We start from the raw sequence: 17722 nt of genomic DNA, 5'->3' as shown, positions 1-17722 counted from the left end.
GTCTCACTCAACCTGAGCAGCTGTCCGTTGACATCGAACCCAGTCGCTCTACCGTCGAGCGGAGTCGTGCGGCGTCTGGTGCGCCCAAACCACGACACGAGAGAGAACCGACGACAAGCCCGTCGGCTCTGCGCTTGGCCGGGGGTCGCAGAAGGGGGCCCGGTCGGCGAACCCGATGACCACGCCATCGATCGGTCCCGCGGCGGACTGACTGCGGCGTCACGTCCAGCCCCAGTGAGCTGTTGCACCCTCTTCTCCGAAGTCGTGGCGTGTCCTCAAATCGGCCTTCTCGGAGAATGGCTGTCGGGCCGATTAGTCGAGGTTTGTCTCCGGGCTTGAGCCGCGCCAGCCGCCGTTGACATACCACTTGTCGGCCGCCAGGGCCTTGAACAGGGCATAGCCCATCGTGTTGGGGTTACCCCGGTAGCGCCAGCCCTCGGCCTTGTGCTCAAGCCAGGGGGCGACGGAGTTAGTGGGCATCATCGTGAGGTCGTGGTTGGTGGATGCGATGTGGCTACTCACCAGAAGGCTGTACCGGTAGTCCAGGTCGAACACCTTCAGGTGTTTCTGGAGGCGTTCTGTGAGTGTGTCGCTCCAATCAGGGTGGGGGGAAACGAAGAACTTCATCGACGGCTGCTCATTGCCGCGTGGCCTCCTGAGACGAGCTCGAAGCCAGGGGTGGTGGGAGAAGTCGTCGAAGTAGGGGTGCAGGGTCTGGTCACCCGCATTGACGGGGACTGTCGCGCGCTTGCCGGTGTTGCAGTCGCGGCAAGCCGGGATGAGGTTAACCGGTACCACGCTGAGCAGCGGGTACGTGCTCTTGGGTAGGTGGTGATCGAGCGTGGTTACCAGGCCCTCCCCGCACAGGGGACACCGGTTATCCCGTCGACGGCCTTCTTGGTCGGTCGTACCTTTGAGCGCCTCGTAGATGCGGCGGCCCGGAGCACGGTCCTTGGCCAACCGGTCGGTGTAGACCCCCTCCAGTGCCTTGCGGTCGCGACGGGTGCCAGGCGTGGCGGCGAGGCCGGTGAGGGTGTGAAGAGCCTGGCCCTGAGCGGCTGCCTCGTACGCACTTGCTGCATCGGCCACCGCGTCGGTGAACGACTCCAGCCGTTTTCGGCTATTTGGGCGGGCGTTGGCGATGCAGGTGGTGTAGACGTCGCGTGCGTCGAAGGTCGGAGGATCTATGTGCTGCATCAGCCGTGTCCCTCCACGTCGTCGCGCTGGCCGAGCAAGGCGCTGAGCACCAACTGTGCCTCGCTGCCAAGCCGTCCACTGAAGTGTTCCAGGACAGCGTCGTAGGAGTAGCCGACGTCGACCAGACGTCGTAGTTCGTGCAGAAAGCCGGCTTCGGTGAGTTCCAGACCGAAGACCTCGTGAGTCAGCACGCCGACGTTCTCGCCGTACGTTTCGATGCGGGGCTGCGCGGCTCCGAGTTGCCCGCCGTAGCGCCAGAGCTTCCAGACACAGTGGGCAGGAATCTCTTGGAGTACAACCGGAGAGTGTGTGGCGACGATGGCCAGCCCGTTGCGCTCGGCGAGCAGATCGGACAGCGCCCGCATGAACGCGGACAGCAGGGGCGGATGGAGGTGGGTTTCCGGCTCATCGATGATGACGAGGGTCCGCTCACTCACGTGCTCGATGAGCCGGGTCATGGTGAGCAGAACGAGCCGGTGGCCGGCGCTGAGGCGGCGGAAGAGCTGCCGGGCCTTATTCTCACGGCTGTTCAGGCTTGCGGTGTTCTCGAAGTTCTCCAGCCATCCCTCCTCCAGGAGTCCGCTCCCGGGATAGTCGAGGGTGCGCAATGCCCTGATCCATTGTGGGCTGCGCTCGCGCGTCAGACATGCCTTCATGGCCTGCGCGAAGTCCTTCCTGAGCCCGCCAGGGGTCTTGAACCTGGGGGATCGTGAACCCTGAACACGCAGGCCCACGTAGGAAGCGATGAACATTTCGTCGCCCTCGACGAGCGGGAAGTCGTCAAAGGCGCTGAACGAGACAGTCACCAGGTTGTTGAAGGATCGGCCCTCGCGGCCGTACTCGATGATCCGCCCGAGCTCATATATCTGCGGCTCGACCGCAGCGACGGCGCGGGCCAAGTGGGAAAGCACATATGACTTCCCCACGCCGTTCCGTCCGGTCAGGGCGTGCACGTTGCTGGCCGGCCGGGAGCCTGGTTCGACCTTGAATTCGAACCGCACGGAACCCATTGCCGGTGGCAGGGGCGGCTCGTAGGCGATATCGAAACTTACCCGGCGCGCTCCGTCGCGTGCGATGCGCCGCAGCTGCCCGCGCACGGTCGACATCTTGACGAAGCGCAGTAGCGAAGTGCGGGTCACATCTTGGTTCCGCGCGAGGCGGAAGGAGTCCTCGTCATAGGCGATATCCCGGAGCGCGGTGAGTACTTCCTCCCGGATGGCGCTGGGTATCTCGCTCAGCGTGTAGTAATAGCTTTCATCCTGGCCCACCGAGAAATAGCGCGAGCTGTCCAGGCGGCTGAAGCGCTCCGGGAGCAGATAGTTGGCGGGAACGTTCTCGCCATCCGTCGCCACGTGGCCAATCTTCACCGTGCCGACCTCGATCCAGCCCTCCCTGGTCAGAACACGCAATGTGAACATGGTGCGGTATCCGTCGTCGTCCCAGGTGTCGTGGACGAGGAGCGCATCGAAAAGATCCTCCGCCATGGCGCCACCTTCGGCCAAGCGACGGTCGTCATAAAATACGCCGAATCACACGGTTTTCCTGGCCCTCCCCCTGCTTACTGTGCTCCGTCATGATGTGCGATCTTAGGCGGCGGCGCGCACGGGTGTGCGGGGGCGGACGTCGCGAACTCAGCGGCCCGGCTGGAGTGCGCCGCTGGAGTCTGGAGTAGGGCCGCCGTTGCTTTGCCGCGGGCTGGTGCGGCTATGTGTTTTTGCTGCGGTGGGGGCGTGCCAGAGGCGTCTGAGGGCTTCGAGCTCGGTTCGTGGGAAGTGTTCGCCCCACTTGCCTCGATAGCCGCTCTCGCCGTAAGTCTGCGCGACCTCGTCGAAGCAGCGGATCACGGTGCGGGCGAGCTGGTCGATGCCGAGCTGGCTGGACCAGATTTCGGTTCCCCTGTTGTCGTGATCGCTGCCGTCGCGTAGTTCCAGCACGCGGATCCAGATGTCCTCGCCTTCGCGGTAGAAGATCCACCGGTAGGCAGTCGGCTCGGCCTCGAACAGGGCACGGGCCTCTGTCTCGCCGGCGACGAGCCGGCCCACCGCGGTCAGGAGCTCCTCGGGCGCATTGGTGATGTAGGACGCGGTGAGCTCGACTTTTACCTGGCGATCTTCAAGGGTGCAGTCGGCCCACCCGGATCCTGCAACCGTCCAGGTGATGCGCATGTGGGATGTCACTGGTTCTCCTCGGCGAGGAAGGCCCGGACATCGGCGGCGAGGGAAGTCATCTGCTCGCCGGCCTCCAGCCAGGTGGTCACCGAGGCGCCCCAGCCGCCTGCGGCCTGCGTCCACGGCCGCAAGGCCCAGGTCAGCCCGACGTAGCCGCCGGACCAGAAGGCCGCCGACACCGTCAGGTCGCGGTCGTTGGCATGCCAGCTCCGTTCGCCGTCCCACCCCTGGTAGTCGGTGGCGAGCTCTTCCAGAAACGCGGTGAGGTCGCTGTCCCAGATCCAGGCGACGACCTCGTCGACGCGAGCGGTCAGCCCGGGAGCGCGCAGTTCGACGGCATAGTGCACGGAGTCGGCGTCGAAGTTGAACCGGTCGCAGAAGGTCACGCTGACGGAGGCGTTGTCCTGGCAGCGGATGGACACGCTGGCCTCATCGTCAGTGCCGACGTCTGGTGTGGTCATGGGTGGAACGCTAGGTCAGCAGCCTGTTCGGCGTCACTTGGATTCGTTGTCGGTGAGGTGGAGCACGGCTTCGGCGATTGCACGGACGCGCTCCATGGTGATGCCGGTCCGCTGTTCGACTGCGAGAGGGTGGTCGGTCGGCTCCAGCTCGATGAAGGGACGCTGTCCGATGGGACGGGTGTGTACGCGGGTCTTCAAGTTGATGGTGCTGGGCGAGTAGAGGAAGAGGTCGGTGGACAGCCACCCGAAGTACGGCTCCTCGGTTTCACGTCCCGTGGTGTCCCAAAGATCCGCGGATCGGGAGAAGTTGTCCCGGCTGAGGGAGACCCATGCGGCCCAGGAGAACACCTCGTCGCTGCCGATGATCGGTATCTCGACCAGACCCTTGACGAAGTAGTGCTGTGCCTGGATCACGCACTGATCCGATGAGAGAAGGCAGTCCGCAGAGTCTGCGAAGTTCGGTTCCCAGACGTACGGGGCGGTGGCCGCGTAGTTCATCGGTAGCTCGGCGTGGTGGCTGCCGCAGCACGAGCATGTGAATCCGGGGTTGCTGGTCATGAGCGGAGCCTAATGATCGGCTCCGACGCAGCTGACGTCGGTCCCGTCTCGGTGACGGTGAACCAGAGCGACTGTGATCCCCGTGGGTTTGCGGAAGCTGAACGCTCTCAGCCTGAACCCGACCGTGGATTGCCATGATGCGGAGGCTGTCGCGGTCACCGAAATAATCGGCACAGATGTGTCGGACCCACGTGGTGCGACTGCAACCCAGCCAAGTTCGAGCAGACGGGCGGTTAGCAATGGGGGCGACAGGAAGAAGCGATCCGCGTTGCGGACGAGCTCTTGGCCGACATCGAGCTTAAGCGGTTGAAGGCGTCCGAGGTCGTCCTGAAGGCGAGCAGGCTCGCCCGACTGGTCGGCCACACCGAGTTGACGGAGTTTCTCGGGTTCGAGCGCAGCGGGTATCCGACCGACGGCTCGGCGGGGACGTGGATCGGGCGGGCGGGCCGCTGGGCCGACAAGGAGAAGAACACCTTCTACACCGTGTCGATCGCGAAAGTGGAAGGTCATGTCGAGTCTGCCCGGCAGGCCATCGACGCGCTGCGCGGCGGGGGCAACTACTCAGGCGACATCCTCATCCCTGCGTCGCGCGACCATGACTCGCGGATCCTCCAGTCGTCATCGAACCTCGGCACGTGGATCGGAATCTGCGGGCAAGTCGTCGCGACCGTCTACAACATGGTTACCGAGATTTACCACGAGCTCCTGTTCAGCGAGCTCCAGGCGAGTCTGTTCGCGGATACCCAGGAGAAGGTCGACGGGTCATTGGCGGCGGCGAGCGGGACTGCACTCGAAAAGATCGAGCGCATCTCTGACCGCCTCCGGGACGGCGACCCCGAGTCTGTCAGCCAGGCCCTCACCACCTGCCGCCGGTTGATCGACTCCTCTGCGGACTACGTGTTCCCGGCCCGGGACGAGCTATACAAGATCGGGGACGAGGTCGACCTGAAGGTCGGACCACAGCAGGTGCTGAACCGTCTCCAGGCCCACACCCACGCCTGCGGGGCGTCGAAGAGCCGCAGGGACCGTCTACGTCGGACCCTGTCTGATCTCTACGCCCGGTGCTCCGCAGGCACTCACGCCGAGGTCACCATTGATGAGGCCCGCTTCATTTTTCTGCAGACCTACATCGCGCTCGGCGAGATCCTGACCCTGAGCGCGCCCGAGGGCGGCGACTCCTGACTTCAGTTGCCCGCCCGAGATCCTCGGCCATGCTCCCGCTGCCGTCGATCGCCCAGAGGTGATCAGTCCCAGAGGTGAGGGCAGAGGCAGTTCACCGTGCGTGTGCTGGGGAGCGCTTCAAGATCCTTCGGATGAGAAGGGGAGGGAACTGGTCGTGCGGGTGGGCGGTTACGAGCCCGTCGAGGCTGGCCTCATGGTGGCGGACGGCCTCGTCGACCCGTTGGGCAAGCCGCACGATCTCTTCTTGGAGCCACGGGATGGCGGTTGTCCTCAGCTTCCGCTCTGCGGGTAGTCGCCTGTCGAACTCTCGGCGGAAGCGCTGAACCTCTCCCTGGCTTCCGAGGGCTTGTTTTCGCCAGTAGAAGGAAGCGAAGAGAGCGGCGACCTGGACGACGTCGGGGAAGTCGGCGGCCTCGGCGTATGGGTATGGCCGGTGCCGACTGGTCTCGTCCGGATGGATCAAGCGGAGTCTGCGCTCCGTGCGGTCTGCTGCGTAGCCGTGTCTGGCCAGGTCGCGCCAGAACTTGGAGCATTCGTCGTAGGCGGGCAGGATCCCGCGGTATCTGCTGTGACGGCAGAGCCGGTGGAGGCGCCGTTGAGCTTCAACGATCTCGGGCGCTTGCGCAACGCTGCACTGACCGGTTGAGGGGATCTCGACGCTTCGCTCAAAGTACGAGTCGTAGGCGGTGCCACTGCCTGTCCACCGGCGGTGCTTGACGCAGAGCTGGTTGAGGTCTCGGAGCCCCCAGATCTCGATCCGCCAGCTGGTCTTTCCGGTATGTGCGGCCGCGCAGAAGTCGCAGGCCCAGGTCCGGTTGATCAACGGGTAGCCCGGATGGTGCCATGCCGTGGCGGTGGTCAGCTCGGGCAGTGCCTTCCTCAGGGATTTCGGTGTCTGACCGCTGCGAACGGCGAGGAGATCCAGCCTGTCCAGGGGCCTCTCCGCCGAGTAGAAGCGGCGGAGCACGTGCTGCGGGGGAACCCCGTTGAGCAGCGCGAGCCGCGCGGCATAGGACCGAACAGTCTCATTCGGAAAGGGCGGGGAGGTCAGAGGCAGAGGCCGTGCCCGCCCGGTCGTGGCCTTGACCCCGATCATGCGGATGTCCAGTAGGCGCTCTCGCTGGCGTGGTCCACGTGGATGGCGTGCAGTTGTCGCCGGGTGATGCTTTCGCTGCCGTCCAGGATCGCGGAGATGGCTGCGGCACGGACAAGATGGGAGAGGCTGCCGATCATGCCGTCGGTCCGCTGGTAGAGGTATTTGTGCAACTTGGTCAATGTGTTGGAGGCGTGCCTGTGCAGGCGAAGGGTGCCCTCCATGGTCGCGACCAGCCCTTCCCATTCACGGCCCAGCGGGAAGGGTCCGGTATGCAGGAGGGTGCAGCGACCTGCGATCTGGCCGCCGCGGATGCCGGTGAACAGTCCGGAGTGTTCGACGTCGATGCCGGCGTAGATGAACGTGGCCGGCAGGTGCTCGGTGAAGTACTTCAGATGGTCGGACAGCTCCTCTCCGGCAATCGTGCCCAAGTTCATGAGGTGGATCTCGTCGACCAGCACCAGGTCCGTGCGGGCCTCTGTCAGCACCTGACAGACGGAATGCGTGATGTCGGCGGTGTTGTGGCGTGGGGTGATGGTCGGAATGTTGAGGAAGCGGGCAAACTCCAAGGCGAGCTTCCGGGGTGATCCTTTTGGCGGTGCGGTGACATAGACCACCGGGATGCGTTGGCCTTCGCCGGATCTCTGCCGAACGCGCAGTTCATGAAGGCGCCCGAGCTGTCGGAGTGCAGTGGTCTTGCCGGTGGTGCGGTCGCCAGAGATGATCAGGCCGCGGCGAGCTCCGTGCTCGCGTCGGTTGAGCAGGGTCAGAAGGCGTCCCTGGTGAGCGACTTCCTTAACTGTGGACGTGCGTACCACTTGGAGTTCTGAGTGGTAGTCGATGCGAGCTTCGTCGTAGTCGGAGCGTTCCTCGTCGTTCATCGACTCCCATCGAGGGCGGGGAAGCAGGTCGAAGGGTCGCGGGTCCTTCTCCACGAACCGCCGCCAGCCAGTGAGAGTGGTGGGCGGTTCCACACGTTCGTCGCCGTCGGCAGGAGAGCGGTCATCTCCGGAGGGACTCACCACCATCTTTTCGCCTCCTCACGAGCGTCGAAGATCCCCAGCGGCACCACTTTCGCCAACTCCTCGCCCTCATCCGTGGCATCGGAGACCTGAGCTGGTTCGGCCGGAAGCGCTTGCGGGGCGGCGGGCGTCTCGGGACGAGGCCAGGCCGGCTGGCTGGTGGCACGGGTGCGGCCGACGACCTTGCGGTCACGCCGCTCGGCCGTTCGGCCCGAGCTTTTCTGCCGCCGGACAGGGCGTTCTTCGGGACCATCTGCGGGCCGGTCAAGCAGCTCGACCGCAGCCTCTGCGACCGCTTTCTCGTCCGGCTTGCGCCGTTCACGTTCGGCCAGCACCTGACGGGCCCGGCCGAAGACCAGTTCACCCATGGGGACGGGCGAAGTGCGTAGATGACGCCAGGTCGCGGTGATCCAGCCGGTGCCACGGTGGTTGCGTACCCAGACGCAGGAGATGTCATAAGGGTCGTAGTGGACCTCCCAGAGCCTCCCGTCCGGACCCGCCCCGGAGGGCTGGCGCCGAAAGGGGACAAGGTCGCGGGAATCGTAAGTACGGTTGTTGATCCGCACCCCTCCAGGACCGATGACCCTCCATTCACGGGGCATGAGCTGGATGTACTCCTCTGGGCTCAGCGCGACCGGCACGTATCCGGCTGCCGCCACCAGCACGGCGTACTTCTCGTTCGGACTCAACGGGCGATCCGGCATCAACGGGTCCCGCAGCCCGCCATGCGGCCTGACCTGCCACGTCGAAACGACCCATTCCTGGAGCAGTTCCTGGAGTTCGTGGATGGACCAAACCGCTCGCGCGGATGGATCCCTGCCCCGCATCTCGGCACTCCGGCCGGTGTAGCCGGGCAGATCCTGGGCGAACATCGTTGCCACGGAGCCCAAGGTCCGTTCAATATGCGGCTTGTCGGTCGGAGTGTCCGGATGCGCGGGCTGGAACGAGATCCCCAAGTGGCGTCAGGCATTACGGAAGTTGTCCGAGACGAACGCCTTTCCGCGGTCACTGACCACCATCTCCGGGACGATCACCGGCTTTGCGGCGGCCTTGGCCATCCGCTCGTCCAGCGTCAGCAGCGAGGCATAGGGCAGCACCGACCGGGACATGCGCAACGCATCCGACCAGCCCGGCCGCACCACCTCGGGCGCCATCGCCCGCGCCAGCAGCAGGGCAGCGTCCACCGCCTTCGTCGAGGGCCGCAACACCACCGCAGCCAGTGTCCTCGTCGCCAGATCGACCAGTCCGGTCAGCTCGCAGCGGTCCACTGTCCCGTCGTCGTGGACGACCATTACGTCCAGCGGCGTGGAGTCGATCTCCATCACTTCACCTGGTCGTGCTGTCGTCAGCTGCCCGAACATCCGCTTCGGCTGCTTGCTCAGCGAGCGGCGGGTACGGGCCGAGCCCAGCAGATGTTGCCCGGTCGAGACTGCCTCCAACAAGCGGTAGAACGTCGCCCTGGAGGGCATAGGAACGGCTCCCGCGCCGTGCTCGGCAGCCAGCAGGCGTTCGACCTTGCGCCGCAGCACCTGCGCGGACACGGTCGGCTCGTCGGTCCGGCTGCTGACGATCTTCTCGATTGCCTCGACCACCCGCGGAACGGCCCGGCTCGTGCCGGTGGCGGGCTTGCGCTGCCGACCGTCCACCAAACCCGCCATCCCTTCGCGCTCGAAGCGAGAGCGCATCCTGCGCAACGTGCTCAGCCCTACCTCTTCGCCTGCTTCGCGTAGTTGGGCGAGCTTGGCCAGCTCCCGCTGCCGCAAGGAGTTCACGGCCGGGTCGTACTCGGCCTTCACTGGGGTGCGCGCATCGACGTCTGGACGGCCCGTAAGCAGAGGCCAGCAAGTTCCCCAGTAGCACCACACTGGCGGCCAAGGCGTCATCCACCAGCCGCACCGAAGTGCCGTGCAAGGCGGCCACGGTGTGCTCGCGCCCGTCGTAGCGAACCCGATCACCCAGCGACAGCAGCTGCGGACGCGCCGGCATCCCCGCCCACCTCCTTCGCCACCGCAGGAACGAGGTGCACGCGCGTGGCCCCCGCCAGCAACTCGCCCCCCAAGTCAGCGGCCAACACACGGCGCCACAACAGGTGGAAGAGCACCGGCAGCGTGGCGATCGGATCCCCGACTTCCCGGGCTCCCGCAAGCAGTCCCTGCGGCTCTGCGAACACCGCTTGCAGGGCATCAGCGACCGGCTCGCGCCGCACCCGCGGGTGCCTGTAGCCCGATAGCCAGCGCAGATTCGCCGCCAGCACGGGATCGAGCATCCCGACTCGCTCGAAGCCCCAGTCAACCCGGGCGCAGGCCGCGGCCGTGGCCGCGAACTTCTTCGCGTCGTCCGGCCCGATCCGATCGTCCGGACGTACGTCCAGAACCACAGCGGTGCCGTCCCGACAGCGTACGAAGTAGTCCGGCGTATGGAGGGTCCGCCGAGTCCGGTCGCTGTACCGCCACCACATCCGGATCGGCGTCCAGCCTCATCAGGTGCCCGAGCTCCACCCACGACTCATAGCCCACCAGGTCACCACTTGCAGCAGCCCAGTACCAGCCCGGGAAGTTCCACTGCCCGCGGTACGAAGGGAACCCGCGTACCTGCCCGGCTGCCTCGAAACGGGTCGGCTACATCACCTCAAGCAGCCCGCCGTGCGGCTCGCCGCAGGCGTCTAGGTACTCCAGCCAGAAGTCTTCCTCAGCCACTCCCGCTCAGCACCCGCCCGATACGAAGACCGTAGGGACCCCGGTACGGCAGTGGCTCAAGAAGAGCGAGACAGATCGACAGATGGTCACGGTTGACTGAGACGAGCGACCAGATGGTTCAGATCGACCGAGACTGGCTCATCTTCAGTGAGACACGTCAACTCGTGCTCAATCACACCTGGTCGGAGTGTTGCCTGGAACACTATTGCAAGCATGCGCTTGCAATAGTTAGCAGGGCGACGCAGGATGGCCCTATGGCATCACTCAACGTCGGCAATCTCGGTGAGTATCTGCGCGAGCAGCGGCGTAACGCGCAGCTGTCGTTGCGGCAGCTCGCCGATGCCGCCGGGGTGTCCAATCCGTATCTGAGCCAGATCGAGCGCGGGCTGCGCAAGCCGAGCGCGGACATTCTGCAGCAGCTGGCCAAGGCACTACGGATCTCCGCGGAGACGCTGTATGTGCAGGCCGGGATGTTGGATGAGCGGGAGCGCGAGGAGCTGGAGACACGTGCGGTCATCCTCGCCGACCCCTCGATAAACGAGCGGCAGAAGCAGGTGCTCCTCCAGATCTACGAGTCGTTCCGCAAGGAGAACGCGCTCGACACCGAGAGCGCGGAGGGCACGGAGAGCACGGACGGTCCGGAGAGCACGGAGCGTACGAAGGACACGGAAGCCGCGGAGAGCGCGGGCACAGGAACCGCCGAACGGGCGGCCGGTGCGGACGCCGGTGGTTCCGGTACGACACACGGCAGTGCTGCCACCCCACCCTCACACTGATCCGGGAGGACCACAGTCATGGCCATCACCGATGACCTGCGTAAGACCCTCACCGACCCGACGCCCCTCTACTTCGCGGCCGGTACCGCCGATATCGCCGTCGAGCAGGCCAAGAAGGTGCCCGGTCTGATCGAGCAGCTGCGGGCCGAGGCCCCCGGGCGCTTCGAGGCCATGCGGAACTCCGACCCCAAGGCCGTCCAGGAGAAGGTCTCCGTCCAGGCCAAGGAGGCCCAGGCGACCGTTCAGGCCAAGGTCACCGAAGTGTTCGGCTCGCTCGACACCGATCTGAAGAAGCTGGGCGAGACCGCTCAGGACCTGGCGCTGCGGAGCGTGGGCATGGCGGCGGAGTACGCGGTCCGGGCACGCGAGACGTACGAAAAGGTCGCCGAGCGCGGCGAGCAGACCGTACGCGCCTGGCGTGGTGAGGCCGCGGACGAGATCACCGAGATCGCCGTCGCCGTCGAGCCCCAGTCGGCGTCGAAGGCCACCCCGAAGCCCGCTCCGAAGACGGAGACGAAGGCGCAGACCAGGAGCGCCGTCAAGCCGGTGGTCAAGCCTGCCGTCAAGCCCGCGGGCAAGCCTGCCGTCAAGGCCGCCGCCAAGCCCGCGCCGAAGGCCGAGGCCAAGACCGCCGCCGCGAAGAAGATCACCCCGCGCGGGACGACGGCGAAGAAGTCCACCCCGCCGGCCGGCAAGTAGCCGGCCGCGAACAGCACACACCCGCGACAGAGACGGGCCGGGCACCTCGGGGGTGCCCGGCCCGTTATCCAGGTACCTTGGCGTACGGGCCGCGACGTCTCCTCCACCCCTTAGGCGGTGCTCCGCATGTTGCTCGAAGGATTCGGCACTCTTCTCTGGCTGCTCAATCTGGCCATGCTCGTCCTGGCCATCATCGCGCTGTTCCTCTCCGCCACGGCTCGTGAGGACGCCTATCGCGCGGCGGACAAGCAGACGAAGAAGTTCTGGCTGATCATTCTCGGTGTCACGGTCGCCGTGAACCTCTTCGTACCGATGCTGTTCCTCCAGATCGCCGGGCTCGTCGCCACGATCGTCTTCATGGTGGACGTACGGCCGGCCGTCCACGCGATCTCCGGTGGCGGTGGAAGCCGTGGCGGTGGCTCCAGCAGTGACGGTCCTTACGGGCCCTACAACGGCGGCCGTTAGGCGGGCGCGAATCGCAGGCGGGCGCGAATCGCGGCGGGCAGGAATCGCAGGCTGCGAGCGGGAATCGCAGGCGGCAGGCGCGAAGCCGCGGCAGGTGCGCCACGCGCAGGTACGCGGACCGGGTACGCGCTTCAGGGCCGCGGTCAGCTCCGCGCGCCGCCCCGCCCCAGCAGCAGGACCGCCACGTCGTCGGTCAGCTCCCCGCCGTTCAGCTCGCGCGCCCTGGCCACCGCCGCCTCCAGCAGGTCGTCGCCGCTCAGTCCCTCGGCCAGCTGGCGGCTGACCAGCTCGACCAGGCCCTCCTGACCGAGACGCTGCTTCGTGTCGGGGGCGATCCGGCCCTCGATCAGCCCGTCCGTGTACATCATCAGGCTCCACGACCCGCCCAGCTCGACCTGCCGGCGCGGCCAGCGTGCGCGCGGCAGCAGCCCCAGGGCCGGGCCGCCCTCCTCGTGCGGCAGTAGCTGCGTCGCCCGCCCCCGGCGGGTGACCAGCGGTGAGGGATGGCCCGCCAGGCAGAGGCCGGCACGCCGGCCGTCCGGCGCGATGTCGACCGTGCAGAGCGTCGCGAAGATCTCCTCGCTCTCCCGCTCGTGCTCCAGGACCTCCTGGAGCGTGGAGAGCAGCTGGTCGCCGCAGAGCCCCGCCAGCGTCAGCGCCCGCCACGCGATCCGCAGCTCCACGCCGAGCGCCGCCTCGTCGGGGCCATGGCCGCAGACGTCGCCGATCATCGCGTGCACCGTGCCGTCCGGCGTACGGACCGTGTCGTAGAAGTCCCCGCCGAGCAGGGCCCGGGACCGGCCGGGCCGGTAGCGGGCCGCGAAGCTCAGTTCCGAGCCCTGGAGCAGCGGAGTGGGCAGCAGCCCGCGCTCCAGCCGGGCGTTCTCCTGTGCGCGCAGCCGGGACTCGGTGAGTTGCCGCTGCGCGACATCGGCCCGCTTGCGCTCGACGGCGTACCGGATGGCGCGGTTCAGCAGCCGCCCGTCCAGCTCGTCGCGGAACAGATAGTCCTGGGCGCCGACCCGTACCGCCGCGGCGGCGCGCTCGGCGTCGCCCTCCGCCGCCAGCGCGAGTACGGCGTGGTGCGGTGCGAGCCGCAGGAGGTGCTTCAGCGGGGCCAGCTCGTCGCTGTCGTTCCTCCCCGGCAGGGCGAGATCCACCAGGATGCAGTGGATGTCGTCGGTCAGCAGCCGCTCGGCCTCGGTGAGGTTGCGGGCGGTACGGATACGCAGCCGCGTGCCGGTCCCCTCCGGCGGTTCCGGAGCGGTGAAGATGCCGGCCGGGTCGTCCTCGATGACCAGCAGCACGAGGTCACCGCCCTTGGCGGTCTCCGCAGCGGGGTGCCTCTCCACGGTCGAACCTGTGCGCTGCCGCGGAACGGGTACGGGTACGGGCATCGGTCTGGGATTCCTTTCCCTCCCCCCGAGGGCGCGGGCGGGGCGACGATCGACGCCTCACCAGACGGGGACCATAGCGCTAGCCGCGGCCCCAGCGGAATGGCGTACAGGCGAAGAGCCGGTGTCATATGCCGCTTCCCGTCACGCATCCGGCGCGATCGGGGGCTCGGCGGCCATGACAAACATCACGTACGACCGCTCCGGCCCACTCATGGGCTCGCGAGTCGGCGTATCGAGTCGGGCGTATCGAGTCGGCGTATCGAGCCGGTGTTTCGAGCCGGTGTGTGCGGCGTCGATGTGTCCGTACGAGGCGGGTCGGCCCGGATGGCCCCTATTTGTCCGGGCGTACGACCCCGAGTATCCGCATCGAGCCCGCCCCCGCCAATGTCACATTCCTGCCGGGGCGCGGCGCGTGCACGATCGCGCCGTCCCCGATGTACATCCCGACATGGCTCGCGTCCTGGTGGTAAATGATCAGATCGCCGGGGCGCATGTCCTTGATGTCGATCCTGGGCAGCAGCCGCCACTGCTCCTGCGAGGTGCGCGGGATGGGCCGCCCCGCCGCCGCCCACGCCTGGGAGGTGAGCCCCGAGCAGTCGTACGAGTCCGGTCCCTCCGCGCCCCAGACGTACGGCTTGCCGATCTGCTCGGTCGCGAATGTGATCGCCTGCTTGCCCCGCTCGCTGGACTCGCGGTTGATGTCCTTCAGCGCGCCGGAACCGAGCCAGGCCGTCTGCGCCCTTCGCGCCGCGTCGCTCTCCAGCAGCGCCAGCCGCGCCCGCTCTTCCTTCTCCAGGCTCGCTTCGAGCTTCTTGGCGGCGGCGATCCGCTCCGTGATCTCCTTCTTCGCCTTCTCCTTCTTGACCCGGCCGGCCTCCAGCCGCTGCCACTGCGTGGAGGCGTCAGCGGTGTACGTCTTGAGGTCTTCCTGCGCCCGGGAGAGCTCGTCGATGAGATCGTGGGTGGCCTTCTGGCCCTGCTGTATTCGTCCCACCGCGTCCAGGAAGAGCTGCGGATCGCTGGTGAGCACCAACTGCGCCTCGGGCGGCAGCCCGCCGCCCCTGTACTGCGCGCGGGCGGCGGCGCCCGCGCGCTTCTTCAGCTCGTCGATCCGCAGCTGGCCGGTGACGATGTCCTCCGCCAGCTCGATGACCTCGGCCGACTGCTTCTTGGTCTCTTCCTCGGCGAGGTTGTACGCGTCGGTGGCGGACGCGGCCTTCTGGTAAAGGGCCTCGATCTCCTTGCGGATGTCTTCGAGGGACTTCTCCGGCTCGGCGCCGGGCGGGAGTTCGACCGGTGGCGGCGCGACGGCCGACCCGGACGGTGTCGGGCCGGGGGCCGCGTACGCCCCGTTCGTCAAGGCCGGCGACGCGAGTACGGTGAGCGCGCAGACCACGGTGATGGCGGCAGCGACACTGCGACGTCGGTTCACCAAGCTCCCCCTCCGAGCCAACCCCACCGGGCGGTAGGGCCGTCACGAACGAATCTGACGTATCGTCAACAACCGGTTCTGACGCCGTGATCGTGTCATGCCGTCGGTCAAAGGGACAGAGGGTTCCGGGCATCTCACAGGAAGCACCTGGGAAGCACTCGCGATACACCCGGGAATCACCCGGGAAGCACCCACCCCGGTGAGGACGAACGGGCAGCCGCCGATGTTCCCGGGGTCAGCCCCCGCTGCCCGAACCGGGCGCGAGCGCCGACCAGTTCACCGTCACCTCACCCTGCCGCCGTCTGCGCGGATCGTCCGCGAGCGGCCAGTCGGCCGCCAGATCCCGTACGGCCCTGATCCACCGCTGCCGCGCGCCCAGCGAGGCGTAGGGAGCCGCCGCCGCCCACGCCCGGTCGAAATCGCGCAGGAACGCGTGGACCGGCTCACCCGGCACATTGCGGTGGATCAGCGCCTTCGGCAGCCGCTCGGCCAGATCGGAGGGCCTCTCCAGCGAGCCGAGCCGGGCCGCGAACGTCACCGTCCGCGGCCCCTCGGGGCCCAGCGCGACCCACACATGCCGCCGGCCGATCTCGTCGCACGTCCCCTCGACGAGTAGTCCGCCGGGTGCGAGCCGCCCGCGCAGCCGCGCCCAGACCGCGGCGACCTCGTCCTCGTCGTACTGCCGCAGCACATTGGCCGCGCGTATGAGCACCGGGCGTGCGCCCCCGGGGAGCGGGACCTCGAAGCCGCCGTGCCGGAACCGGAGCCCGTCGCGCTCGTACGGGCGCGCGGCGGCGACCCGGGCGGGATCTATCTCGACGCCGACGACTTCGGTACGCGGCTCCGCCGTACGCAGCCGCCGCAGCAGCTCGACCGCCGTCCAGGGGGCCGCGCCGTACCCCAGATCCACCACGACCGGTGCCGCCGAGCGGCGCAGCGCGGGGCCGTGCGTGGCGGTGATCCACCGGTCCATGCGGCGCAGCCGGTTCTGGTGGGTGGTGCCGCGGGTCACCGTGCCCACCGGGCGGGGAGAACGGGGGGTCGCGGACGCCATGGGGATGAGCGTAACCACCCGGGACGGTTGAGCGGTCGCCGGTAATGATTTGGCAAAACGGAAATGCCGGGGGTGATTCCGCTGTTGTGGGGCTCGGAGGGCGCGACAACCCTCTTTTCGCCGTGCTCCGAATCTCCGCGTGAGAGGACCGTAGACGTGAGCCAGTACGTGTCCCGTATCGCAGGCACGTTCGTGGGACCGCCCCGTCTCAGGCTCCCCGGCCAGCATCGCAGGCCACGCCGGATCGCCATGCTCAGCGTCCACACCTCCCCGCTGCACCAGCCGGGGACGGGCGACGCGGGCGGCATGAACGTCTATATCGTCGAGCTGGCGAAGCGGCTGGCCGCCATCGACATCGAGGTGGAGATCTTCACCCGCGCCACCACCGGCGGCCTGGACCCGGCGGTCGAGCTGGCGCCCGGGGTGCTCGTACGGCATGTGGACGCCGGTCCGTTCGAGGGCCTGGCCAAGGAGGAGCTGCCCGCCCAGCTCTGCGCCTTCACGCACGGCGTGATGCAGGCGTGGGCCGGCCAGCGCCCCGGCTACTACGACCTGGTCCACTCCCACTACTGGCTGTCCGGCCATGTCGGCTGGCTCGCCTCCGAGCGGTGGGGCGTCCCGCTCGTCCACGCGATGCACACCATGGCGAAGGTCAAGAACGCCGCGCTCGCGGAGGGCGACCGGCCCGAGCCCGCGGCGCGGGTCATCGGCGAGACCCAGATCGTGCGGGCCGCCGACCGGCTGATCGCCAATACGGACGAGGAGGCCGCGGAGCTGGTCCGCTACTACGACGCGGATCCGGCCAAGGCCGCCGTCGTCCACCCGGGGGTGAACCTGGAGTGTTTCTGTCCCGCCGACGGCCGGGCCGCCGCCCGGGCCCGGCTGGGGCTTCCGCGGGACGCCTTCATCCCGCTCTTCGCGGGCCGTATCCAGCCGCTGAAGGCGCCTGACGTGCTGTTGCGCGCCGTGGCCGTGCTCCTGGACCAGAATCCCTCGCTGCGCCGGAAGCTGGTCGTGCCGGTTGTCGGCGGCCCGAGCGGCAGTGGCCTGGCGAAGCCGGAAGGGCTCCAGAAGCTCGCCGCGCGGCTCGGGATCGCCGATGTCGTACAGTTCCGGCCGCCGGTGGGCCAGACCCGGCTCGCGGACTGGTTCCGGGCCGCGTCCGTGCTGGTCATGCCCTCGTACAGCGAGTCCTTCGGCCTGGTCGCCATAGAGGCACAGGCGGCGGGCACCCCGGTGGTGGCGGCGGACGTGGGCGGGCTGCCGGTGGCGGTACGGGACGGATCGACCGGCTTTCTGGTCCGGGACCGTGAGCCGGCGGCCTACGCGCGGGCGCTGCGTGAGTTCCTCGACCACCCGGAGCTGGTGGACCGGATGGGCGCGTCGGCCGCGCGCCACGCCCAGTCCTTCGGCTGGGACACGGCGGCGTCGGCGACGGCCGACGTCTACACGGCCGCGGTGCACGACCACCGGCGGAACGTACGCACGCACCACGGCTGACACCATGGCTGACCCACACGCG

The 17722-nt window shown here is 67.6% G+C and carries 18 protein-coding genes; 5 read left to right on the top strand and 13 right to left on the bottom strand.

Features of this window, described 5'->3' with window-relative positions:
• Positions 1–312: 312 nt before the first annotated feature.
• From ABTZ59_RS24580 to ABTZ59_RS24560, 5 genes are all read right to left on the bottom strand, one after another.
• The gene (locus ABTZ59_RS24580; protein WP_351414865.1) at positions 313–1197 is read right to left on the bottom strand and encodes an HNH endonuclease; all 885 of its coding nucleotides are present in this window, start codon (positions 1195–1197) and stop codon (positions 313–315) included.
• Positions 1197–2681 (bottom strand): AAA family ATPase, encoded by a 1485-nt coding sequence (locus ABTZ59_RS24575; protein WP_351414861.1) that lies wholly within the window; start codon positions 2679–2681, stop codon positions 1197–1199. The genes ABTZ59_RS24580 and ABTZ59_RS24575 overlap by 1 nt, the downstream gene beginning before the upstream one ends.
• Positions 2682–2828: 147 nt before the next feature.
• Complete coding sequence (locus ABTZ59_RS24570; RefSeq protein WP_351414854.1) at positions 2829–3374, bottom strand: hypothetical protein; 546 nt, start codon at positions 3372–3374, stop codon at positions 2829–2831.
• On the bottom strand, positions 3371–3826 hold the full coding sequence (locus ABTZ59_RS24565; protein WP_351414846.1) for a DUF6228 family protein: 456 nt from the start codon (positions 3824–3826) through the stop codon (positions 3371–3373). The genes ABTZ59_RS24570 and ABTZ59_RS24565 overlap by 4 nt, the downstream gene beginning before the upstream one ends.
• Before the next feature lie 33 nt (positions 3827–3859).
• Complete coding sequence (locus tag ABTZ59_RS24560) at positions 3860–4324, bottom strand: DUF2199 domain-containing protein (RefSeq protein ID WP_351415296.1); 465 nt, start codon at positions 4322–4324, stop codon at positions 3860–3862.
• Between the two features lie 342 nt (positions 4325–4666).
• On the opposite strand from ABTZ59_RS24560, the gene ABTZ59_RS24555 reads away from it, so the two are divergent.
• Positions 4667–5566, top strand: coding sequence for an AbiTii domain-containing protein (locus ABTZ59_RS24555; RefSeq protein WP_351414840.1), 900 nt, complete (start codon positions 4667–4669; stop codon positions 5564–5566).
• A gap of 91 nt (positions 5567–5657) precedes the next feature.
• Here the strand turns inward: ABTZ59_RS24555 and ABTZ59_RS24550 are convergent, their stop codons facing one another.
• The 5 genes from ABTZ59_RS24550 to ABTZ59_RS24530 all read right to left on the bottom strand — a co-directional run bounded on the left by ABTZ59_RS24550 (position 5658) and on the right by ABTZ59_RS24530 (position 10139).
• A complete protein-coding gene (locus ABTZ59_RS24550; RefSeq protein ID WP_351414835.1) occupies positions 5658–6662 on the bottom strand; it encodes a TniQ family protein in 1005 nt (334 codons plus the stop codon).
• Complete coding sequence (locus tag ABTZ59_RS24545) at positions 6659–7687, bottom strand: TniB family NTP-binding protein (RefSeq protein WP_503003548.1); 1029 nt, start codon at positions 7685–7687, stop codon at positions 6659–6661. Before ABTZ59_RS24545 ends, ABTZ59_RS24550 begins: the two co-directional genes overlap by 4 nt.
• Positions 7678–8553, bottom strand: coding sequence for a Mu transposase C-terminal domain-containing protein (locus tag ABTZ59_RS24540; protein WP_351415291.1), 876 nt, complete (start codon positions 8551–8553; stop codon positions 7678–7680). Before ABTZ59_RS24540 ends, ABTZ59_RS24545 begins: the two co-directional genes overlap by 10 nt.
• Positions 8554–8643: 90 nt before the next feature.
• Entirely contained in the window at positions 8644–9477 is an 834-nt protein-coding gene (locus ABTZ59_RS24535) for a helix-turn-helix domain-containing protein (RefSeq protein ID WP_351414817.1), read from the bottom strand.
• A gap of 155 nt (positions 9478–9632) precedes the next feature.
• Complete coding sequence (locus ABTZ59_RS24530; protein WP_351414812.1) at positions 9633–10139, bottom strand: TnsA-like heteromeric transposase endonuclease subunit; 507 nt, start codon at positions 10137–10139, stop codon at positions 9633–9635.
• 492 nt (positions 10140–10631) lie between these two features.
• Here ABTZ59_RS24530 and ABTZ59_RS24525 point away from each other — a divergent pair, with 492 nt between their 5' ends.
• The 3 genes from ABTZ59_RS24525 (at position 10632) to ABTZ59_RS24515 (ending at position 12317) form a co-directional block, all read left to right on the top strand.
• Entirely contained in the window at positions 10632–11153 is a 522-nt protein-coding gene (locus ABTZ59_RS24525) for a helix-turn-helix domain-containing protein (RefSeq protein WP_351414807.1), read from the top strand.
• Positions 11154–11171: 18 nt separating this feature from the next.
• A complete protein-coding gene (locus ABTZ59_RS24520) occupies positions 11172–11852 on the top strand; it encodes a hypothetical protein (protein ID WP_351414799.1) in 681 nt (226 codons plus the stop codon).
• A 126-nt stretch (positions 11853–11978) separates the two neighbouring features.
• A complete protein-coding gene (locus ABTZ59_RS24515; protein ID WP_351414793.1) occupies positions 11979–12317 on the top strand; it encodes a DUF2516 family protein in 339 nt (112 codons plus the stop codon).
• A gap of 143 nt (positions 12318–12460) precedes the next feature.
• On the opposite strand, the gene ABTZ59_RS24510 is transcribed toward ABTZ59_RS24515, so the two are convergent.
• The 3 genes from ABTZ59_RS24510 to ABTZ59_RS24500 form a co-directional block, all read right to left on the bottom strand.
• Positions 12461–13714 carry a PP2C family protein-serine/threonine phosphatase gene (locus tag ABTZ59_RS24510; RefSeq protein ID WP_351414786.1) on the bottom strand — a complete coding sequence of 418 codons (1254 nt, stop codon included), beginning with the start codon at positions 13712–13714 and terminating at the stop codon, positions 12461–12463.
• A 331-nt stretch (positions 13715–14045) separates the two neighbouring features.
• The gene (locus ABTZ59_RS24505) at positions 14046–15146 is read right to left on the bottom strand and encodes a C40 family peptidase (protein ID WP_351414773.1); all 1101 of its coding nucleotides are present in this window, start codon (positions 15144–15146) and stop codon (positions 14046–14048) included.
• A 235-nt stretch (positions 15147–15381) separates the two neighbouring features.
• On the bottom strand, positions 15382–16200 hold the full coding sequence (locus ABTZ59_RS24500; protein WP_351414768.1) for a class I SAM-dependent methyltransferase: 819 nt from the start codon (positions 16198–16200) through the stop codon (positions 15382–15384).
• A 156-nt stretch (positions 16201–16356) separates the two neighbouring features.
• Between ABTZ59_RS24500 and mshA the strand changes: the two genes are divergently transcribed.
• A complete protein-coding gene (gene mshA / locus ABTZ59_RS24495) occupies positions 16357–17700 on the top strand; it encodes a D-inositol-3-phosphate glycosyltransferase (RefSeq protein WP_351414762.1) in 1344 nt (447 codons plus the stop codon).
• Positions 17701–17722 lie beyond the last annotated feature (22 nt).

The sequence above is a fragment of the Streptomyces sp. NPDC094034 genome (assembly GCF_040303865.1).
Taxonomy (GTDB): Bacteria; Actinomycetota; Actinomycetes; order Streptomycetales; family Streptomycetaceae; genus Streptomyces.
This window is presented reverse-complemented; position numbering and strand designations above follow the sequence as displayed.